The organism is Roseibium sp. JB4-4 (assembly GCF_055693425.1).
This window is the reverse complement of the sequence record NZ_CM146333.1, coordinates 2,092,866-2,110,544: the sequence shown is the minus strand read 5'-3', so window position 1 is coordinate 2,110,544 and position 17,679 is coordinate 2,092,866. Positions and strand designations below refer to the sequence as shown.

The 17,679-nt window shown below is 55.9% G+C and carries 16 protein-coding genes and 2 pseudogenes; 9 read left to right on the top strand and 9 right to left on the bottom strand.

All coding sequences use genetic code 11. From position 1 onward, the window contains the following. Positions 1-28 precede the first annotated feature (28 nt). Positions 29-565 carry a signal peptidase II gene (gene lspA, locus ACZ1HV_RS09710; protein WP_298958705.1) on the bottom strand — a complete coding sequence of 179 codons (537 nt, stop codon included), beginning with the start codon at positions 563-565 and terminating at the stop codon, positions 29-31. Positions 566-588: 23 nt separating this feature from the next. Beyond that, positions 589-3,548 (bottom strand): annotated as a pseudogene (ileS, locus tag ACZ1HV_RS09705) (isoleucine--tRNA ligase). Positions 3,549-3,918: 370 nt separating this feature from the next. Between ileS and ACZ1HV_RS09700 the strand changes: the two are divergent. Continuing rightward, positions 3,919-5,205, top strand: a complete 1,287-nt coding sequence (locus ACZ1HV_RS09700) for a glycosyltransferase family 87 protein (RefSeq protein WP_472717949.1) — start codon at positions 3,919-3,921, stop codon at positions 5,203-5,205. Positions 5,206-5,297: 92 nt separating this feature from the next. On the opposite strand, the gene ACZ1HV_RS09695 is transcribed toward ACZ1HV_RS09700, so the two are convergent. Both ACZ1HV_RS09695 and ACZ1HV_RS09690 read right to left on the bottom strand, forming a co-directional pair. Further along, positions 5,298-6,296 carry a bifunctional riboflavin kinase/FAD synthetase gene (locus ACZ1HV_RS09695; RefSeq protein ID WP_472717948.1) on the bottom strand — a complete coding sequence of 333 codons (999 nt, stop codon included), beginning with the start codon at positions 6,294-6,296 and terminating at the stop codon, positions 5,298-5,300. Positions 6,297-6,472: 176 nt separating this feature from the next. Beyond that, the gene (locus ACZ1HV_RS09690) at positions 6,473-6,919 is read right to left on the bottom strand and encodes a MaoC family dehydratase (protein WP_298813974.1); all 447 of its coding nucleotides are present in this window, start codon (positions 6,917-6,919) and stop codon (positions 6,473-6,475) included. Between the two features lie 251 nt (positions 6,920-7,170). Between ACZ1HV_RS09690 and ACZ1HV_RS09685 the strand changes: the two genes are divergently transcribed. From ACZ1HV_RS09685 to ACZ1HV_RS09675, 3 genes are read left to right on the top strand one after another with little or no spacing between them, the layout of a single operon-like run. Further along, positions 7,171-7,554: a response regulator gene (locus ACZ1HV_RS09685; protein ID WP_297587525.1), complete on the top strand. Its 384-nt coding sequence runs from the start codon at positions 7,171-7,173 to the stop codon at positions 7,552-7,554. A 30-nt stretch (positions 7,555-7,584) separates the two neighbouring features. Further along, positions 7,585-7,713, top strand: a complete 129-nt coding sequence (locus ACZ1HV_RS09680) for a hypothetical protein (RefSeq protein ID WP_472717947.1) — start codon at positions 7,585-7,587, stop codon at positions 7,711-7,713. 26 nt (positions 7,714-7,739) lie between these two features. Continuing rightward, the gene (locus ACZ1HV_RS09675; protein ID WP_298813969.1) at positions 7,740-8,405 is read left to right on the top strand and encodes a chemotaxis protein; all 666 of its coding nucleotides are present in this window, start codon (positions 7,740-7,742) and stop codon (positions 8,403-8,405) included. Positions 8,406-8,603: 198 nt separating this feature from the next. Here the strand turns inward: ACZ1HV_RS09675 and ACZ1HV_RS09670 are convergent, their stop codons facing one another. Continuing rightward, the gene (locus ACZ1HV_RS09670; protein WP_298813967.1) at positions 8,604-9,479 is read right to left on the bottom strand and encodes a TIGR01459 family HAD-type hydrolase; all 876 of its coding nucleotides are present in this window, start codon (positions 9,477-9,479) and stop codon (positions 8,604-8,606) included. Between the two features lie 113 nt (positions 9,480-9,592). Between ACZ1HV_RS09670 and mutL the strand changes: the two are divergent. The 3 genes and pseudogenes from mutL to ACZ1HV_RS09655 all read left to right on the top strand — a co-directional run bounded on the left by mutL (position 9,593) and on the right by ACZ1HV_RS09655 (position 12,445). Beyond that, positions 9,593-11,502 (top strand): annotated as a pseudogene (gene mutL, locus ACZ1HV_RS09665) (DNA mismatch repair endonuclease MutL). Between the two features lie 65 nt (positions 11,503-11,567). Beyond that, complete coding sequence (locus ACZ1HV_RS09660) at positions 11,568-12,005, top strand: hypothetical protein (RefSeq protein ID WP_472718515.1); 438 nt, start codon at positions 11,568-11,570, stop codon at positions 12,003-12,005. After that, positions 11,921-12,445 carry an alpha/beta hydrolase gene (locus tag ACZ1HV_RS09655; protein WP_472718423.1) on the top strand — a complete coding sequence of 175 codons (525 nt, stop codon included), beginning with the start codon at positions 11,921-11,923 and terminating at the stop codon, positions 12,443-12,445. The genes ACZ1HV_RS09660 and ACZ1HV_RS09655 overlap by 85 nt, the downstream gene beginning before the upstream one ends. A 35-nt stretch (positions 12,446-12,480) precedes the next feature. Here ACZ1HV_RS09655 and ACZ1HV_RS09650 read toward each other — a convergent pair whose 3' ends face one another. Further along, positions 12,481-12,948, bottom strand: coding sequence for a nucleoside deaminase (locus ACZ1HV_RS09650; RefSeq protein ID WP_472717946.1), 468 nt, complete (start codon positions 12,946-12,948; stop codon positions 12,481-12,483). 329 nt (positions 12,949-13,277) lie between these two features. Here ACZ1HV_RS09650 and ACZ1HV_RS09645 point away from each other — a divergent pair, with 329 nt between their 5' ends. Together ACZ1HV_RS09645 and rsmD are read left to right on the top strand one after the other, a co-directional pair. Further along, the gene (locus tag ACZ1HV_RS09645; protein WP_472717945.1) at positions 13,278-14,519 is read left to right on the top strand and encodes a pseudouridine synthase; all 1,242 of its coding nucleotides are present in this window, start codon (positions 13,278-13,280) and stop codon (positions 14,517-14,519) included. Then, a complete protein-coding gene (rsmD, locus tag ACZ1HV_RS09640; protein WP_472717944.1) occupies positions 14,516-15,091 on the top strand; it encodes a 16S rRNA (guanine(966)-N(2))-methyltransferase RsmD in 576 nt (191 codons plus the stop codon). The genes ACZ1HV_RS09645 and rsmD overlap by 4 nt, the downstream gene beginning before the upstream one ends. A 144-nt stretch (positions 15,092-15,235) precedes the next feature. On the opposite strand, the gene ACZ1HV_RS09635 is transcribed toward rsmD, so the two are convergent. The 3 genes from ACZ1HV_RS09635 to ACZ1HV_RS09625 all read right to left on the bottom strand — a co-directional run bounded on the left by ACZ1HV_RS09635 (position 15,236) and on the right by ACZ1HV_RS09625 (position 17,619). Beyond that, complete coding sequence (locus ACZ1HV_RS09635) at positions 15,236-15,916, bottom strand: MBL fold metallo-hydrolase (protein WP_472717943.1); 681 nt, start codon at positions 15,914-15,916, stop codon at positions 15,236-15,238. 394 nt (positions 15,917-16,310) lie between these two features. Continuing rightward, positions 16,311-16,652, bottom strand: coding sequence for a hypothetical protein (locus ACZ1HV_RS09630; RefSeq protein ID WP_298813952.1), 342 nt, complete (start codon positions 16,650-16,652; stop codon positions 16,311-16,313). 115 nt (positions 16,653-16,767) lie between these two features. Beyond that, positions 16,768-17,619, bottom strand: coding sequence for a patatin-like phospholipase family protein (locus tag ACZ1HV_RS09625; RefSeq protein ID WP_298984858.1), 852 nt, complete (start codon positions 17,617-17,619; stop codon positions 16,768-16,770). Between the last annotated feature and the right edge of the window lie 60 nt (positions 17,620-17,679).

Below are 17,679 nucleotides of genomic sequence, written 5' to 3'. Positions count from 1 at the left end.
GAGATTGCGTCCGTCCTGCCTTAAACCGCTATTTTGCGGCTGAATTAGGACCATTTCGAAAACTGTCATACAGCAGACCGACAACACCCGCAACGATCCACACGTCTGCCATGTTGAAGACGTACCAGGAAAAGGTGCCGACATGGAAATGCACGAAGTCGACAACCGCACCGTAACTGAGCCTGTCGATACCGTTTCCAACGGCGCCACCGATGACCAGAGCCAGAGCAAGGGCCACCAGTTTGGTGTCACATCTTGTTGACCAGATCCACAATCCGATTGAAACGACGACCGTCAGCCCTGCGAGAAGCCAGCGGCCGAAATCGCTGTTTTGCTGAAAAAGGCCATAAGAGATGCCTCTGTTCCACACAAGAACGATGTCCAGATACGGCAGTACTTGCACCGGACCATTCGCCGCAAGGTCGAAACCATGCACCAGCCATATCTTGGTGCCTTGATCGACAAGAACACAGATGAGCACAACAATCAGGACAAAGGCACTGAAGCGGCCCCAGAAGAGGGGCCGCTTGCTGGTGTTCAGTGACGTGTTGTCCAGTTCGCTCATTTCAAGTCCGGTGCGTTGACGTCTCAGGCAGCTGCGTGGGCGGCATCCCACTCACGCAAGGCGGCCGCATCACGTAATGTGACGTCCGGATAATCAGCATCGGATCCAACTTCCGGGAGGATTTTCCACGACCTTGCGCATTTCGTGCCTTCCGCAAGCGCCGGAACAACCGCCACACCTTTTGTATCGTCCAGCGAGAACGCGCCTGCAGGCGCGGCCGTGTCGGTCAATGTCAGCTGACTGGTGATGGCAATATCGGCCATGTCCTTGCCAGCAAGCGCCGCCATCAGATCCGCGTCTGTAACATGAACCACCGGATGCGCTTCCAGAGACGAGCCGATGCGTTTTTCACGGCGCTCGATTTCCAGTGCGCCCGTCACGACACGGCGGACCGTTTTGATCTTTGCCCACTTTGCCGCCAGCGCGTCGTCTTTCCACTCAGAAGGCACTTCGGGGAACTGTTCCAGGTGGACGCTAGCGTCCTCACCATAGCGGGACACCCAGGTCTCATCCATGGTGAAAGGCAACATGGGGGCTAGCCAGGTTACGAGACAGTTGAACAGTTTGTCGATCACGAAGAGCGATGCCTTGCGGCGGGTGGAAGAAGCCGGATCGCAATAGAGCGCATCCTTGCGAATATCGAAATAGAATGCGGAAAGTTCCACGGTCATGAAAGTGAACAACTGGTGGAAGATCTTCTTGTAGTCGTATTCCCAATAAGCCTCGCGAACCATTTCATCCAGTTCAACAAGCCTGTGCAGCATCAGCCTTTCAAGCTCGGGCATGTCCGCAAGCGAAACGTCTTCACCTTTCGCGTGGGCCAATGAACCCAGCATCCAGCGCAACGTGTTGCGGAGTTTGCGATAGCTGTCGACATTGGTCTTGATGATTTCATTGCCGAGGCGCTGATCTTCCCAATAGTCGGTGGAAGCGACCCACAGGCGCAGGATATCCGCACCGTACTGCTTGATGATGTCTTGCGGGAACACCTGGTTGCCAAGAGATTTGGACATTTTGCGCCCATCCTCGGCCATGGTGAAGCCATGTGTCAGAACCGCGTCATAGGGCGCATGCCCCCGCGTTCCGCAGCTTTCCAGAAGAGAGGAATGGAACCAGCCGCGATGCTGGTCGGACCCTTCAAGATAAAGCACGTAGTCTTTGCCGCCATCGACTTTCCGTTTCGGTGCAAGATCTGACCGGTCTTCCAAAACGAAAGCGTGTGTTGATCCGGAATCGAACCACACATCCAGAATGTCGGTGACCATGTCCCAATCGTCGGCCTTGAAGTCGTTGCCAAGGAAGCGTTCCTTGGCCCCTTCTTCAAACCATGCGTCGGCGCCCTCAGATTTGAAAGCCTCGAAGATGCGCTTGTTAACGGCCTCGTCCTTGAGGATCTCGGCAGTCTCCTTGTGAATGAAGACCGTGATGGGCACACCCCAGGCACGCTGGCGTGACAGGACCCAGTCCGGGCGGTTCTCGATCATCGACCGCAGACGGTTTTGACCTGCACCTGGAACAAAGCGGGTTTCATCGATCGCGGTGAGCGCACGCGAACGCAAAGTGTCGCTTTCGCCATTCAACGCCTTGTCCATATAGACAAACCATTGCGGCGTGTTGCGGAAGATCACCGGTTTTTTGGAGCGCCAGGAATGCGGGTAGGAATGGTTGAGCCGTCCCAGACCGATCAGATTTCCGGCCTCTTTGAGTTTTTCGATCACCGCCTTGTTGGCTTTGCCCTTTTCACCCTTGTGGGTGATCACTTCGCAGCCATCGAAACCCGGGGCATCTTTGGTATAAAAACCGTCATCGGCGACTGTGAAGGGGATCGCGGTGCTGATGCCGCGTGCTTCCAGTTCGGCACGCTTTTCCATCCAGATTTCAAAGTCGTCGGCACCGTGACCCGGCGCGGTATGAACGAAACCCGTACCGGCATCGTCAGTCACGTGATCGCCATCAAGCAGTGGCACGTCGAAATCGTAGCCGCCAAGGCCCAACTCCGCCAGGGGATGGGCGCATGTCAGCGTCGCCAGTTCGTCGGCGGTTACATCACGCAAGCGTTCAAAATCGGTGATCCGCGCGTTCTTGAAAACGTCACCGGCAAGAGCATCCGCCAGGATCAACAGATCGCCTTCCTGGACCCAGTTGTCATCCGGCAATCCGTCCTGAGTGACCTTGTAAAGGCTATAGGCGATGCGTGATGAATAGCAGATAGCCCGGTTTCCGGGGATCGTCCAGGGAGTGGTGGTCCAGATCACAACAGACGCATCGAGCAGCTGTTCGACAGCCGTCTGATCGTTTCCACCGGCAGTCTCTATCGGAAATTTCACCCAGATCATGTCGGACTTGTGATCGTGGTATTCGATTTCGGCTTCCGCCAGGGCTGTTTTTTCGACAACCGACCACATGACAGGTTTGGAACCGCGATATAGCTGACCGGATGTCGCGAACTTCATCAGCTCTTGCGCGATCACCGCTTCACTTTCAAAACGCATGGTCAGATAAGGATTGTCCCAGTCGCCTTCGATACCGAGGCGCTTGAATTCCTTTTTCTGAACATCAATCCAGTGCTCTGCGAATTCACGGCATTCCTTGCGAAATTCGTTGATCGGCACTTCGTCCTTGTTCTTGCCCTTGGCGCGGTATTGCTCTTCGATTTTCCATTCTATGGGCAGGCCGTGGCAGTCCCAACCGGGCACATAATTGCTTTCATAGCCCAGCATCTGCATCGAGCGTGTAACGATGTCCTTGAGCGTCTTGTTCAGCGCGTGGCCGATATGGATGTGACCGTTGGCGTAGGGGGGCCGTCATGCAGGATGAACTTGTCCCGGGTCTTTCCCTGCTCGCGCAGTTTCTTGTAGACGTCGAGCTTCTCCCAACGGGCCAGGATTTCCGGCTCTTTCTTGGGAAGCCCTGCACGCATCGGAAATTCGGTCTTTGGAAGGTTGAGCGTTTCTGAATAGTCGCGTTTATCTGTCTCGGTCATCGTAAGGTCGATCCGGTCGTTCGGGCACCAGCCCGCAGTCATGTGTCAGGAAGATTGCAGGTCCAATAAGGGGCTGCAACTTGAAACAGGAAGATCCCGGTCCCTGGCGCCGCGCGGTCGCGTCAGCCGAGGGCCGGGCAGGTAATTCGCGCAATCGCGTTCATCGGTGCGCAGTGAATTTTGTAAGCCTGAGTGTGCATGGAGTGGGACATAGCAGCACTTTGGCCGCGAATAAAGACAGATTGGGAAATGTCCGCGCAATTTGCGCCTCTAGGCAATTCATCCGCTGCCAAGTAACCGAATATAGACGTCTTTCGGCCATTGTCCGGACCAACACCAACATGCAACAGGTTTTGGATACCGGAAGGTCATGACGGCTCAGACTGAGATCAACAGTGAACTGGCTGCCGCCGGCACGCGTAACCCGGGACTTTGGCACCGCGGTGCCAACCGTGGCGATTGGCTGACCTGGGACCGGATTGGCTTTGCCTGCCTGTGTTCTGCCATCGGCTATTCCCTGGCCCTGGCCTGGATGCTCCTGATCCCCAACAGTTTCGGTTCAGCCAACGGCACCTTGCTGATGGATTACCTGAGTTTCTGGCTCGCCGGCAAACAGGTGCTGGCAGGTGCACCGGAACTTGTTTATCTGCCGAAAGAATTCGCGGCCTTGCAGGAGGCTTACACCGGGTCCGACACGGTGTTCGGTTTCTTTTATCCGCCGACATTCCAAATGCTACAGAGCCCTTTCGCACTGTTGCCTTACAAGGTTGCCTTTGCCGCTTTCGTCGGATTGACCACCGGATTGCTGTTTCTCGCGTGCCGGGTAATTACGGGGAAATGGCTGCTTGCTGCCTGCCTTATTCTGGTTCCTGCCTGTGCCAACAATGCGTTTCATGGGCAAAATGCAGCTTTGACAGCCGCGCTCTATGCCTTCTTTCTGATTGGCATCGAGAGGGGCAAATTCGTTTGGGCCGGTGTGGCTCTTGGTCTTTTGACCATCAAACCACAGCTCGGCATCCTGGCTCCCGTTGCGCTGATCGCCAGCTTGAACTGGCGATCTTTTGTCAGTGCCTCCGTAACGACACTTGGCTTTGCCGGTCTGAGTGCTGCAATTGTCGGTATTGGCGTTTGGATCGTGTTCTGGCAGCAGGCCCCGGTCGCGGCGGCAATGATGGAACTGGGCGGTGTCGAGTGGGGCAAGATGGTCTCGACCTACGGCAGCGTCCGGCAACTCGGTTTGGGGCACACTGGCGCCATGAGTGTGCAGGCAATTGTGGGACTTGGTGTCTTGGCCTGTGTTTGGCACGCCTGGCGAAAGTCCGAAAACATGACCGTTCGTGCCTCGGTTCTTGTCGGTGGAGCGCTTTTGGTAACGCCCTTCGCTCTTTCTTATGATTTTACGCTGCTGGTTGTTCCTTGCGCTTTCTTGATCCGGGATGGAATGAAAACCGGATTTCTGCCGTACGAAAAAGTCTTGCTGGCAAGTGTCATTGCTCTTTCAGCGTCCACAAGCCCCTTGGCGCTCTATGTTGGATTGCCGGTCGCACCGCTATTGCCGTTGATTGTGCTTTGGCTCGGAATGCGACGCCTCGGCCATGATCTCAATTCTAGCGGTGTGTCGGCCGACACCTCTAAGATACCTGCAACAGCTGCCTGATCTTTACGTCCGACCGGAAACGATGGCATTGCGGGCATCAACAAAACACGGCAGTGCTGCTCTGCTTGTGTGAAGCGCGCGCACCCAATTTATCAGTGCGCAAGGTCCAGCAGTTTCATGTCAATGTCCGATAACGGTTGCATGGATGCCAGTGCGGCGCGGGCCTCTTCGCTGTCCCTGTCCATCTGGGAGACGAGCGCCTCCACGCTGTCGAACTTTTCTTCACCCCGAAGGTAAGCGATCAGGTGCACGCGCAGGGTCTCGCCATACAGGTCACCGGTGAAGTCAAACAAATGCACTTCAAAAAGAGTTGCACCATTGTCGAATGTTGGTCGGCGTCCATAGCTGGCGACGCCTTCATACCACTTGCCGCCCGTATTGACCTTGACCGCATAGATCCCGCGCTGGAGGGGCGTATCTTCTCCCAGATTGAGATTTGCGGTCGGATAGCCAAGGTCCCGCCCGCGTTTGTCGCCGTGCTGAACCGATTTTTCGAAGAACCAGCGATAGCCCAGAAGTGCGTTGGCCTGAACGATGTCGCCGCGTCGCAGGCTGTCACGAACCCGCGTGGAGGAAATTACCTCTGCACCTTCATCTTCTTCCCTTTGCACAATCGTGACACCGAAGCCGTGATTGGCCCCGGCGTTGCGCAGGTAGTCGGGTGTTCCCTGCCTTGCGCGGCCGAAGTGAAAATCGTAACCGGTTACGGCGTGAGAAATGCCAAGCGTGTCGATCAGGATTTCCTGAACAAAGGCATTGGCTTCAATACCGGCAAATTCCTTGGTGAAAGGCAGAATAAGCGCACCATCCAGGCCGCAGACCTTCAACAGGTCAAGTTTCTGCTGCGGTGGCGTCAACCGGCTGACAGGTTTGGCCGGATTGAAAACCGTGCGGGGATGTGGTTCGAAACTCATGGCAAAAACCGGATGGTGCGTGCCGTGTCCGAGACCGAGAGCTGCACCGAGCACAGCACGATGACCTCGATGAACACCATCGAAATTTCCGATTGCAACAATGCCGCCCTTGAGTTCTTCCGGGAAGGTATCAAGGCTGTCGGCAATGAGGAACTTTGACGGATCTTTCAGGCTCATCAAGCTAACTTTCCCAAAACTTTTCGGCAAGAACAGCCGGAAAGGCCGGCTTTCTGCAAAATCGGCGGTCGGGAGAGCAGCGAATTAGCCAGGCCGACCACCTGTTCGGCGAGGAACCTGCCGCCAAGAAATTGAAAGGTCAAGATGGAGCAGAGTGCGACCGGTTCGCACTGTCCTCAAAGGCCCGAGCGATCTTCGTCGCGGCTCGGAACTTTCACCAATGCCTCACCTTCCAGCACGACTGTGTCGTCCACGCTGCAGATGCATGACAAACGGGCACGGTTGCCCTTTTCCTTGAGCTCCTCGACGGTCACGGTCACCTTGACGTCGTCACCGATCTTGACAGGGGCCTTGAAGTTCAGTGTCTGCGACAGATAGATCGCGCCCGGACCAGGCAAACGGGTCCCAAGGACCGCAGAAATTAGACTAGCAGTATAGAGCCCGTGCGCGATTCGGGTCTTAAAGGGTGTTCTGGCTGCAAAGTGTTCGGAAAGATGAATTGGGTTTCTGTCACCGGATACTTCGGCAAAACCGACAACATCGGAAGAACTGACATGTTTAACAAGTTCTTCGCTCATCCCGGTCTTGAGATCTTCAAAACAGAGTTTTTGCAGTTCCAACATAGGGTTTCCGCCTCGAATTCAAGTTTTTTATGTTGGCAAGACGCTAGGCTGACCAAGGTTTTCTGGCAATTGTGCTTTGGGCTGAGAAAAAAACCTGCGTTATTAACGGTCTTTTCAGGGGCAGCGTCTAGATTGCGTGGAGTGTGGGGAGGTGAGGACACAGACAAATGTGTCGCTCTCCTTCAAAGTCATAACGCGTATCCACCGGCCCACGGCCAGGGGCCGCGCAAATTGACAGTATGGAGTAGACAATGGCCCTTGATCTTCAGATGCCGGTCCTCGTGGTCGATGATTATAAGACCATGATTCGCATCATTCGGAACTTGCTCAAGCAGCTTGGCTTCGAAGACATCGACGATGCCGCGGACGGTACCGAAGCATTGGAAAAAATGAAACAGCGCCGTTACGGCCTGGTGATTTCCGACTGGAATATGGAGCCCATGACTGGCTACGAACTGCTCAAGCAGGTTCGTGCCGACAGCGGCCTCAGCAAAACACCGTTTATTATGGTGACAGCGGAATCCAAAACCGAGAACGTCATTGCCGCTAAGAAAGCCGGTGTGAACAACTACATCGTGAAGCCGTTCAACGCGCAGACGTTGAAAGGCAAGATCGAAGCCGTTTTCTCGGACTAATCTCTCGCATATGGCGGGGGAAGCGCCTTCATGGTGCGTCTCCGCCAGTGCCAGCCGATGGTTGTGGCACATCTCGATCTGCTGGGCAGGTGGATCGGGCGTGGCATGCCGCACCTTGTCGGACGAGCGGGCCTTTGGGGGGCTCCGCGCATCTACTGATGCCGTGAAAGAAAGGCGCGAAAAAAATGAAACAAGAAAACATCGCCCGCGTTATCGATTTTCTGCAGGAAAACAAAAACCGCGAAAGTGAAGTTTCCCTGACAGACGTTATGCATCTGGCTGAGATGATGTCCGGTTCGATGCATGATTACCTTGAGACAGTTCAGCCGGCGGTCACTGACGAGCTGACGATGATCGCGAGGGAAATCAAACGCATGAAGGAGGAAATCTCCCAATTGCGTGCCAATGACATGACCGGCAACAAAATCCCGGATGCCGGCCGTGAACTTGATGCGATTGTTGAGGCCACGGAAGAGGCCACCAACTCCATCATGGAAGCTGCAGAAGATATCATGTCTGCGGACACCAGCGATCCCGAAGCCTACCAGGAGCTGGTCTCCAACAAGATGATCGGGATCTTCGAGGCATGTACCTTCCAGGATATTACAGGCCAGCGAATTTCAAAGGTCGTTTCAACGCTCCGTTACATTGACGAAAGAGTAAGCTCTTTCATAGAGCATTTGCGTCTCCCGGAAGATCTGGATGCCGATGTAGCCGAGACTGACGAAGAACGCCGTCAACGGGAACTGATCCTGCACGGACCGCAACACAGTGGCCAAGGTGTCTCTCAGGATGACATCGACGCGATGCTAGGTGATGCGCAGGCAGATATCGACAAGCTCTTCGACTGATCGAAGCATAAAACGAGTATTCAAAAAGGCCCTCCATGCGAGAGCCTTTTTTTGTTTCACGCCCGTGGAAATAAGACACCACAGCCGTTCATTGTCTGTTGCTCGCTTTCGCTGAGGTCGTCGAAACGCGGTCGTGACTTTGAAAATATCTCCCGACAACCTGGAATGAAGACTGGCAATTCGATGCCGGTCTGCCTCCTACCACCACAAGCGTGGAAGGGCGGCCCGGGCGCGCAATCCTTCTTCGGTCAGGCGGCGGCGGATCAGGTGTTCCTCGGGATCGTCGCTCGGGCCGAAGTCGGAAGCGTGAATGCCGGCTGTAATGAACAGCACGTCTATGTCTTGCGAAACCGCACCGCGAATGTCGGTTGGCAATCCATCACCGATAGCAAGAACGTCTTCCTTTGCGATCGTCGCGCCGGCGAGTTCTGACAGCCGGTCCAGCGCAGCCTTGTAGATCGGGCCATGGGGCTTGCCGAGTATGGCAACCTCACCGCCAAGATCTTCATAAAGTCTTGCCAGAGCACCTGCGCACCACACCAGACGGTCGCCGCGCTCAACAACAATGTCCGGATTGGCGCAGATCATGGGCAGCTCGCGGTCCACCAATTTCTGCAGGCGGTCGCGATAATCGTCCGGTGTCTCCGTTTCATCATCGGTCAGTCCGGTGCAGCTGATTGCTTCAGCCTCGTCGTCATTTTGCGTGAAGGTCGCCTCGAGGTTCCAGTAGAGCGGTTGGTCTCGATTAGGTCCGATGTGCAACAGCGTCTTGCTGCCTTGTGCTTCCAGAACACTGCGCGTGACGTCGCCTGAAGTGACGATGCCGTCATAGGCCTCTTCCGGCACACCCAGGCTGGCAAGCATTTCACCAACCTGTTTGGCCGGACGGGGAGCGTTGGTGATCAGTACGACTTTGCCGCCGGTTTCGTCCCTGTATCTCTGGAGTGCCTTATGGGCATCTTCAAAGGCGGCGACACCGTTGTGCAAAACACCCCAGACGTCACACAAGATGCCCCGGTAAGAAGGGGCAAGGGCGCGGAGCCCGTCAACAAGAAGCGGTGCAGAAACGGTCATGGCGGGTCACTCGGATCACGGTGTGTCTGATAAGCTGATGAAAGAATCGAGGCAAACTCGGCGCGGACCATATAGGATCGCAGCGCGGTAAGAAACCGAGTAGAGGGAGTTTCATGAAGGTCAGGCAACTTGGCGAACAGGTGATCAACCAGATCGCCGCCGGGGAAGTGATTGAGCGTCCGGCCAGCGTCATCAAGGAGCTGGTTGAAAACGCGGTCGATGCCGGAGCCGGGAACATTGAAATTGTCACGGCTGCCGGTGGCAAAACCCTGATGCGCGTGGCTGACGATGGACTTGGGATGAGCCGCGAAGATCTGGAACTGGCTGTTCGGCGGCATTGCACTTCCAAGATTTCCGATGATGACTTCTTCGATATCCGGACACTTGGGTTTCGCGGTGAAGCATTGCCTTCGATCGGATCTGTCGCCCGCCTTGCCATTCAAACGCGACACGAAACGGAGGACCACGCCTGGGCTATTGCCGTTGAAGGCGGCAGGCATCAGCCGATTGTTCCGGCCGCCAGAGCCAAAGGCACCCAGGTTGAAGTGCGTGATTTGTTCTTTGCGACACCTGCGCGTCTGAAGTTTTTGAAATCCGATCGCGCCGAGGCGGCAGCGATCACCGAAATCGTGAAACGCATCGCCCTGGCTTATCCGACAGTCGGATTTTCTCTTTCAGGAGCAGACCGCCAGGCGCAAAGCTGGCCGGCAGCTCGCGGAGATGACCCGCACCTTGCTCGAATTGCACAGATCCTCGGCCCGGAGTTCGTCGACAATGCGATGGAAATCGATGCTGAGCGGGAAGGCGTCAGATTATCAGGGTTTGCCGGACTGCCGACACACCACCGGGGTAATGCCCAGCACCAGTTCTTTTTTGTGAACGGCAGGCCTGTAAAGGACAAGTTGTTGTTGTCCGGTCTGCGTGGTGCTTATGCAGATGTCCTGGCGCGCGACCGGCATCCGGTTGTCGTTCTTTTCGTTGATCTCGATCCCGCTCAGGTGGACGTCAATGTTCACCCCGCAAAGGCGGATGTCAGGTTTAGGGATGCGCAATTGGTGAGAGGTCTGCTGGTTGGCGCCATAAAGCGCGCGCTGGTTGATGCGGGTCACCGTGCCTCGACCTCAAATGCAGCAGTTGCCCTGGACGCAATCAGAGTTCATGCCAACCCTCACGCTGGATATGGAAGTGCCCCCCCAGCAGCTGGTGCAGCAGGAAGCACCGGATATGCCGGGCGCGGTAACGGCCTTGCGCGGGCGGCTGCCGCCCCCACTGGAACCCAGAGGCTTTTAGGCCGCTGGAGGAAAATGAGGGACCGGTGCCCGGATTTGCCGAGAGCGCCCAAAGAGCGTTTCAAGGCTCGGAACAAGATGGGTTTGCAGGTTTTGCAACGCCTTCTGCGGATGCCAGGGCGCACGACACTCCGGTGGAGACGGAAAAGACTTTGCTGCCGCTCGGAGCAGCCCGGGCACAAGTCCACGAAACCTATATCATTGCCCAGACGGGCGATGGGGTTGTCATTGTGGATCAACATGCCGCCCACGAGCGCCTGGTTTATGAACGTTTGAAAGAAGCGCTGGCAAAGAAAAGTGTTGCACGGCAAATGCTTCTGATTCCCGAAATCGTCGAGTTGCCGGAAGAAGATGCTGCCCGGCTTGCCGAGCGTGCAGACGATCTGGAAGCCGTCGGCTTGTCGCTCGAGGCATTCGGCCCTGGCGCTATCGCTGTCAGGGAAACGCCGGCGATCCTTGGTGACATGGACATTCAAGGCATGGTTCGCAATCTTGCTGACGAACTTGCCGAGTGGGATACGGCAGATGGTCTGAAGGACAAACTCGACCACGTTGCCGCCACGATGGCCTGCCATGGCTCCGTTCGGGCCGGACGGCGTATGCGCGCAGAAGAAATGGACGCCTTGTTGCGCGATATGGAAGCAACACCGCTTTCCGGGCAATGCAACCATGGCCGGCCAACTTGGGTTGAGCTGAAATTGACAGATATTGAGAAACTCTTCGGCCGCAAGTGAGTTATAGGCTGGAATCAGTACAAACACCTGATTGATAAATCCGGGATTCGATTTGAGATACGCCCATGTCCGAAACTGAAGACCATCAGGCCTTGAAAGCCGGCGCAACGCCTTCCGGTACGGGAAAGCGTGTCCGAAAGTTGTTGATCAATCTGATCGTCGTCTTTGGGATCGCCTACATAATGGCAGCTGGGTTCATGTATCTTAACCAGCGCAATTTCCTGTTTGTGCCCACAGGTGAATTGACGGATCCTGCGGAGGCCGGGCTCGACCAGGTAACGGTTGAAACCGTGACCATGGCAGACGGCACACAGATCAGCGTTTGGTCAGCTGCCCCAGCGGTCGAAGGTGCTCCCACGGTACTTTATTTTCACGGAAATTCCGGAAATGTGTCCACGCGAGCGTCTCGCTTCAAAAAATTCTCGACAGTGGGTTCGGGCTCTATGCTCCCAGTTATCGGGGCTATGCAGGCAGCGATGGCAGCCCGACGGAAATCGATTTGATTTCAGATGGCCGGGAACATTTCGAGAGCGTCGCGGGCCGCACAGATCAGATCATCATCCACGGCGAAAGCATGGGAACAGGTGTCGCAACTGCGATAGCCGCGGAACGGCCTGAGACGGGATTGCTTGTTCTCGAAGCGCCCTATACCGCATTGGTTGACAGGGCATCTGAACAATATCCGTGGTTGCCTGTCGGATTGCTCATGATTGACCAGATGCCGACGCGGGAGCGCATTGGAAACGTTCAGGCACCGATCCTGATCGTTCATGGCACACAGGATGTCGTCATTCCCGTTGAACATGGAAAAAAGCTGTTTGAACGTGCAGAAAATCCCAAAGAGATCCTGATTGTCGAAGGCGCGGCCCACAACAATCTCTGGTCACAGGGTTTGTGGCCGGCCGTTCTTGATGCCTGGCGGAAGGTCAATGCCGAGGGGTAGCACCGTTGCATCGGCAAGTCCGACACGCATTTCTGTCAACGCCTTGAGTTGAAGAAAGCTTTCAGGAGTTTGGCGGCTTGAACCTCGCCTATGCCGGAATAGGTATCGGGAGCATGATGGCAGGTCGGCTGGTCAAAGAAGCGAGCGCCGTGATCAACCGCGCCACCCTTCTCGTCGCGGGCAGCGTAGTAAAGCCTGCGAATGCGGGCAAACGAGATGGCGCCTGCACACATGGTGCAAGGTTCCAGTGTCACGTACAGGTCGCAATCCGGAAGTCGCTGCGAATTCAGCAGCGCACAGGCTTTGCGGATAACCAGAACTTCTGCATGCGCCGTGGGGTCGTTGAGCTCAAGGGTTCGATTGCCGTCCCGCGCGAGAATGCTGTTTCCTGTGACCAAAACGGCACCGACCGGCACTTCTCCGCGAGCCGCAGCGTTTTCCGCCTCTTCAAGTGCAAGATCCATGAAAGTCTTGTCGTTTCGGGATTGCTGGCCGGTGGTCATTGAATGTCTCAGGGCCCTTTTGGAGAGGCGAAGAAAGTTCGTGTTTAATCGCAAAAGCCGATACAGTCAGCCCCGTAATCTCTTCTCTTCCGACCAAGCTATGCGTTTGGGTATGAGCGCTGTTGCGACCAATGAATGCAACAAGCGATTTCAGAATGGGCAAAGCTCTGCTATGACGCGGCCATGACGACAAGAAAAACTCCCCTAAGCGCCCTGGTTCGGTGAACCCACGGGCGCGCGACAATCGTGCACCTGCAAAACGGCGTGGGCCACAAGGTGCGAAGAAAGACGGTCCAAAGAAAAGCGCGGTCGTGCCGGCACCGCGCAGCATGACCGACGAGACAGGCACACGAGGCGAACGGATTGCCAAGGTCATGGCGCGTGCAGGCTTGTGTTCGCGTCGTGAGGCGGAGACATGGATTGCCAATGGCCGTGTTGAGCTGAATGGTCAGGTTCTCACCACACCGGCAGTCACGGTGACGCCGGACGACAAGGTCCTTGTGGACGGCACGGCTCTGCCTACCCGTGAAAGAACAAGGCTTTGGCTCTATCACAAGCCGCGTGGGCTTGTGACGACGAACAAGGATCCGGAGGGGCGTCCCACTGTCTTTGACAGGTTGCCGGACGATCTGCCGCGGGTGCTGACGGTTGGGCGGCTCGACATCAACACGGAAGGCCTGTTGCTCTTAACGAATGATGGCGGGCTTGCAAGGGTTCTCGAACTCCCTGCCACCGGGTGGCTGAGGCGTTACCGTGTTCGCGCCTTTGGCAAAATCACGCAGGCTGATCTGGACGGGCTGCAGGACGGTGTCGCAATCGATGGTGTTCTATATGGCGCGATCGAAGCTGTGCTCGACAAGGAGCAGGGTGGAAACGTCTGGATGACCGTCAGCTTGCGGGAAGGGAAGAACCGGGAGGTCAAGCGGGTGCTTGAACATCTCGGTCTTGCGGTGAACCGACTGATCCGCGTGTCCTATGGGCCGTTTCAGCTCATGGATCTGCCGGAAAATGACGTCCGTGAAATTCGGGGTCGTGTATTGCGTGACCAGCTTGGAGAGGCCTTGGCCGAAGAAGCGGGAGCGGATTTCGATGCCCCGATTTTTCATACCCCCAAACAGGAAATTGAAAAGACGTCCGCTACAAATCGTGCCGGTGGCGGGAAAGATGACCGCAAATCCGGTGATCGCAAATCGGGTGATCGTAAATCCGGCGGCCGCCGCGAAGAGAGCCAGGGCAAGTGGTTGACGGCGCGCGAAGGCAAGACAGAAACCGACCGGAAAAAGGCAGCCAAGAGTGACCGCTCGGATCGCAAGCAAGGCAAGGCTCCGCGCAAGGACAGCGGTCAACGACAGGAAAAAGTGTCTCCCCGTTCCCGTTTCCGCATGACCTCAGCACCCAGGCCCCGCAAGGACATCGAAGAAGGTCGACGCAGCTCACCGCAGCGCCGGATCTGGAGCGACGATGGCCTTGTTGACGACAAGCAGCAGGAAAATCGAAACAATCGCGACAAGGATGAGCGGCGTGGCCCACCCAAGGGCGGCCGGGGACCGCGTCGCGGAGACCGCTCGTGAGAATAGTCGCAGGGCGCTTCAAGGGGGCCGCAATTGCGGCACCCAAATCCCAGGAAACCCGTCCGACAAGCGACAGATTGCGCGAGACGATCTTCAACATTCTCGCGCATGGCGTGGGAATGAATCTCGAAGATGCGCGTGTTCTGGACTTGTTTGCCGGAACCGGAGCGCTCGGCTTTGAAGCCATCAGCAGAGGAGCGCGCCATTGCACCTTTATAGAAGAAGGGGCTGAAGCGCGCGGCGTGATCCGGCGAAACATGGAAGGTCTGGGGCTCAACGGGGTGGCAAAAATCTTCCGCCGGGACGCAACCCGCCTGGGCGTTCCAGGCACGATCGAACCCTTCGACCTTCTCTTTGCCGATCCGCCTTATGACAAGGGGCTTGGTGAAAAGGCATTACATTCTGCTGGTGTCGGAGGCTGGCTTAAGCCGGACGCAATCTGCGTCCTGGAAGAGCGTGCAAGTGCCGACATTGAAACACCTGAAGGGTTTTCCGAAGTCGACCGGCGGCAGGCCGGGGACAGTCAGGTTCTCTTTTTGCGCTTTGCGCCTCATACCAACCTCACCAAATAAAACCCACCCGAGGCCGCGACATGGGAGTGTTCGCCAGCGTCGCGCGTGTTGGACGATGCCTTACATCGCCCTGCGACACGCTCCTCTCTGAACACACTCATGTCACGGCCGAATGGGTTCCTATTTGTTGAGGTTGGTATCAGCTCACGCGCCGCCGGGCATCATAATGTATGCGGTTGGTTTGGCAGGTAGGCTGGCGCGGCTGACAATCAGTTTGGCGGTTTCTGCACGAACAATCTCATATCCAGCTTCCGTGGCGCGCCCTGTAAACGCTTGAAGCGCGCCTGAAAAGTGAAAATGCATCGGTATCACCAAGGCTGGTCCGATGCTTTCCAGCACATCCATGAGACTGTCCAGACGCAATGTCGACGTGTTGTCCACCGCGGCGAACACGATATCGATCTGCCCCAGTCTGGTCAGGTCTTCCTTGGTCAGTCTGTGGTGCAGGTGACCGAGATGGGCAATACACAGGTCGGCGACCTCAAAAACGAAGATGGAATTTCCGAGCCGCCGGGTTTCGCCGTCCCATCCGCGTATATTGGTCTGGATATTGCGGATCCGGACATCTTCAACCGTCATGTCGTGATCCATTACGCCGCCTTCTGGGTTCCAGCCATAAAGAAGGTGCTCGATGCTCGGGTCCGGGTTGAGTGAATAGTGTGTGCTGTGAGCACCGTTCATCGTGGCGACAGTTGGCGGAAGAAAAGGACGAACGCTGTCGTTGTAGTCCGTCGCTATTCGCACGCCTTTGGGTGTCTCCAACTCGAAAGTGGAATGCCCGATATAACGGATCTGAACTTCCCCGCTTGCAGCGATGCATTCCATACCCTCGCTTCACCAGGGAGCAATTGCCGGTAGGGGGCGTCTGCAACCAATTGGCAAATGGCCAAAGCAGGCTGAACAAATGCGACCGCGAAAAGGCACCCGAGCAGCGTCGAAGCTGTGCGGATTCGGCAAAGGCCGTGTGCCAACAACTGAAATGGGGCCGGAACGTCCCGGGTCATGATGCGCTCTCCCTGAAGACTGCCATGACCCTAAGTTAGCGGGTCGGACTGTCAGGGCAAGCGACTACGGACGTTTCTCTGTTGCTTTGGCCAGAACTTGATCGTTTTTACCCAAAGCTGCCAAAAGAAAAGGCAACCGTTCGCAGCGTATTTGCGAAGGCGGTTGCCTGAGGTGGGGGCGGGTGGGAGGAAGGACCTGCCCCGGTATGAAATGTTCAAACCACGTACAGGCTGACAGGGGCCTTTGCCCCTTTAGGCGTGGAGTGCCGCTCGATTTCCAGCGCCTTTTTGTCATCAGTTGCCTGCATGTGGATCATCTCGCCGGCATGGCCGGCTTCCAGAATCATGGCTTGCTTGCTGCAATGGCTTGCGAGCGAGAGTCCAAGCTTGCGAAAATGTGATCGGCGATAACAATAAACAGCCAGCGCCGCGCGTTGGCGTTCCGGCAGTTGATCGCCCACATCTGAGACTGCGCTCAGCGTCGCTTCGAGCAAACGCTTCAGCAAATCTTCGGAAACAGGGCAGTCTTCCAAATCTGTAGAACCAACTGGCCGCATAGACCTTCTCCTAATAAGATAGGAAAAGTATTTACGGGTTTTATTAATGAACTATTAAATAAAGTAATTGTGATAACAAGAGTGATCGTTCTTGTTAATTGTGCTCATGTTGCTTTCAAGTAACGAGTGACGTTTCTTTTATCAATGCTGACAGTTGTTCCTTTGTTTGATCTCGCAATGGCTCTGCCTTGTCCAGAATGCGGTCAGCTTTCATGAAATCAAGCACACGGATTGTGTCGTGTGGCGGACGAACCAGCATATCTGGCTGATCCAACTTGAGTTTTTGGTTTGTGATCGTTTGCATAAGTATCTGCGAGGAGCCGAAAAGGCTGTCCAGCATGTTGATGTCGTCGCTGTTTGGGCGGGGAACCGGTGCTCCGACGACATCGACGGCGATGACAATGTCACACCGGTCTCGCAGGCCATCAAATGGTAACGGGTTCACAACGCCGCCATCGATCAAGTGACGGCCTTTATGACGCACAGGCTTGAAAACGGCGGGTATTGCAATCGAGGCTGCAATCGCAGGAAGAAGAGGGCCCGAATCGAAGTCGATCTCGCGGCAGCCAAAAAAGTCGGTTGCGATCAGTCTGAGGGGGATATCCAGGTCTTCGAAACTGTCAGGGAGAAACTCGGAAATGAATACCTCCAGGACGCGTTCTGGGTCGAATTGAACCGGTCCTGAGCGGAACATGTCTGCAAACTTCTTTGGCCTGAGTTGCCAAAGGCGCGAAAGAACCGTGTTTCGATCCGAAAAAGTTTTGAGGGTGATTTCTCGAATTTGCTCTCCGCTAAGGCCGCTGGCATAGGCGGCACCCATGATCGCGCCGATTGATGTTCCAGCGATTTGTGCCGGTCTCAAACCGAGATCGTCCAGGGCTTCCAGGACCGGAATGTGTGCGAGACCACGTGCACCGCCGCCTCCAAGCGCAAGGCCAATCCTGGGAAGGGGAGTGTCGGATTGCATGAGCATCGTCCTGTTTTGACTACACTCAAGCAGATGGGGAGTGGCTCATGCTTTGCCAAG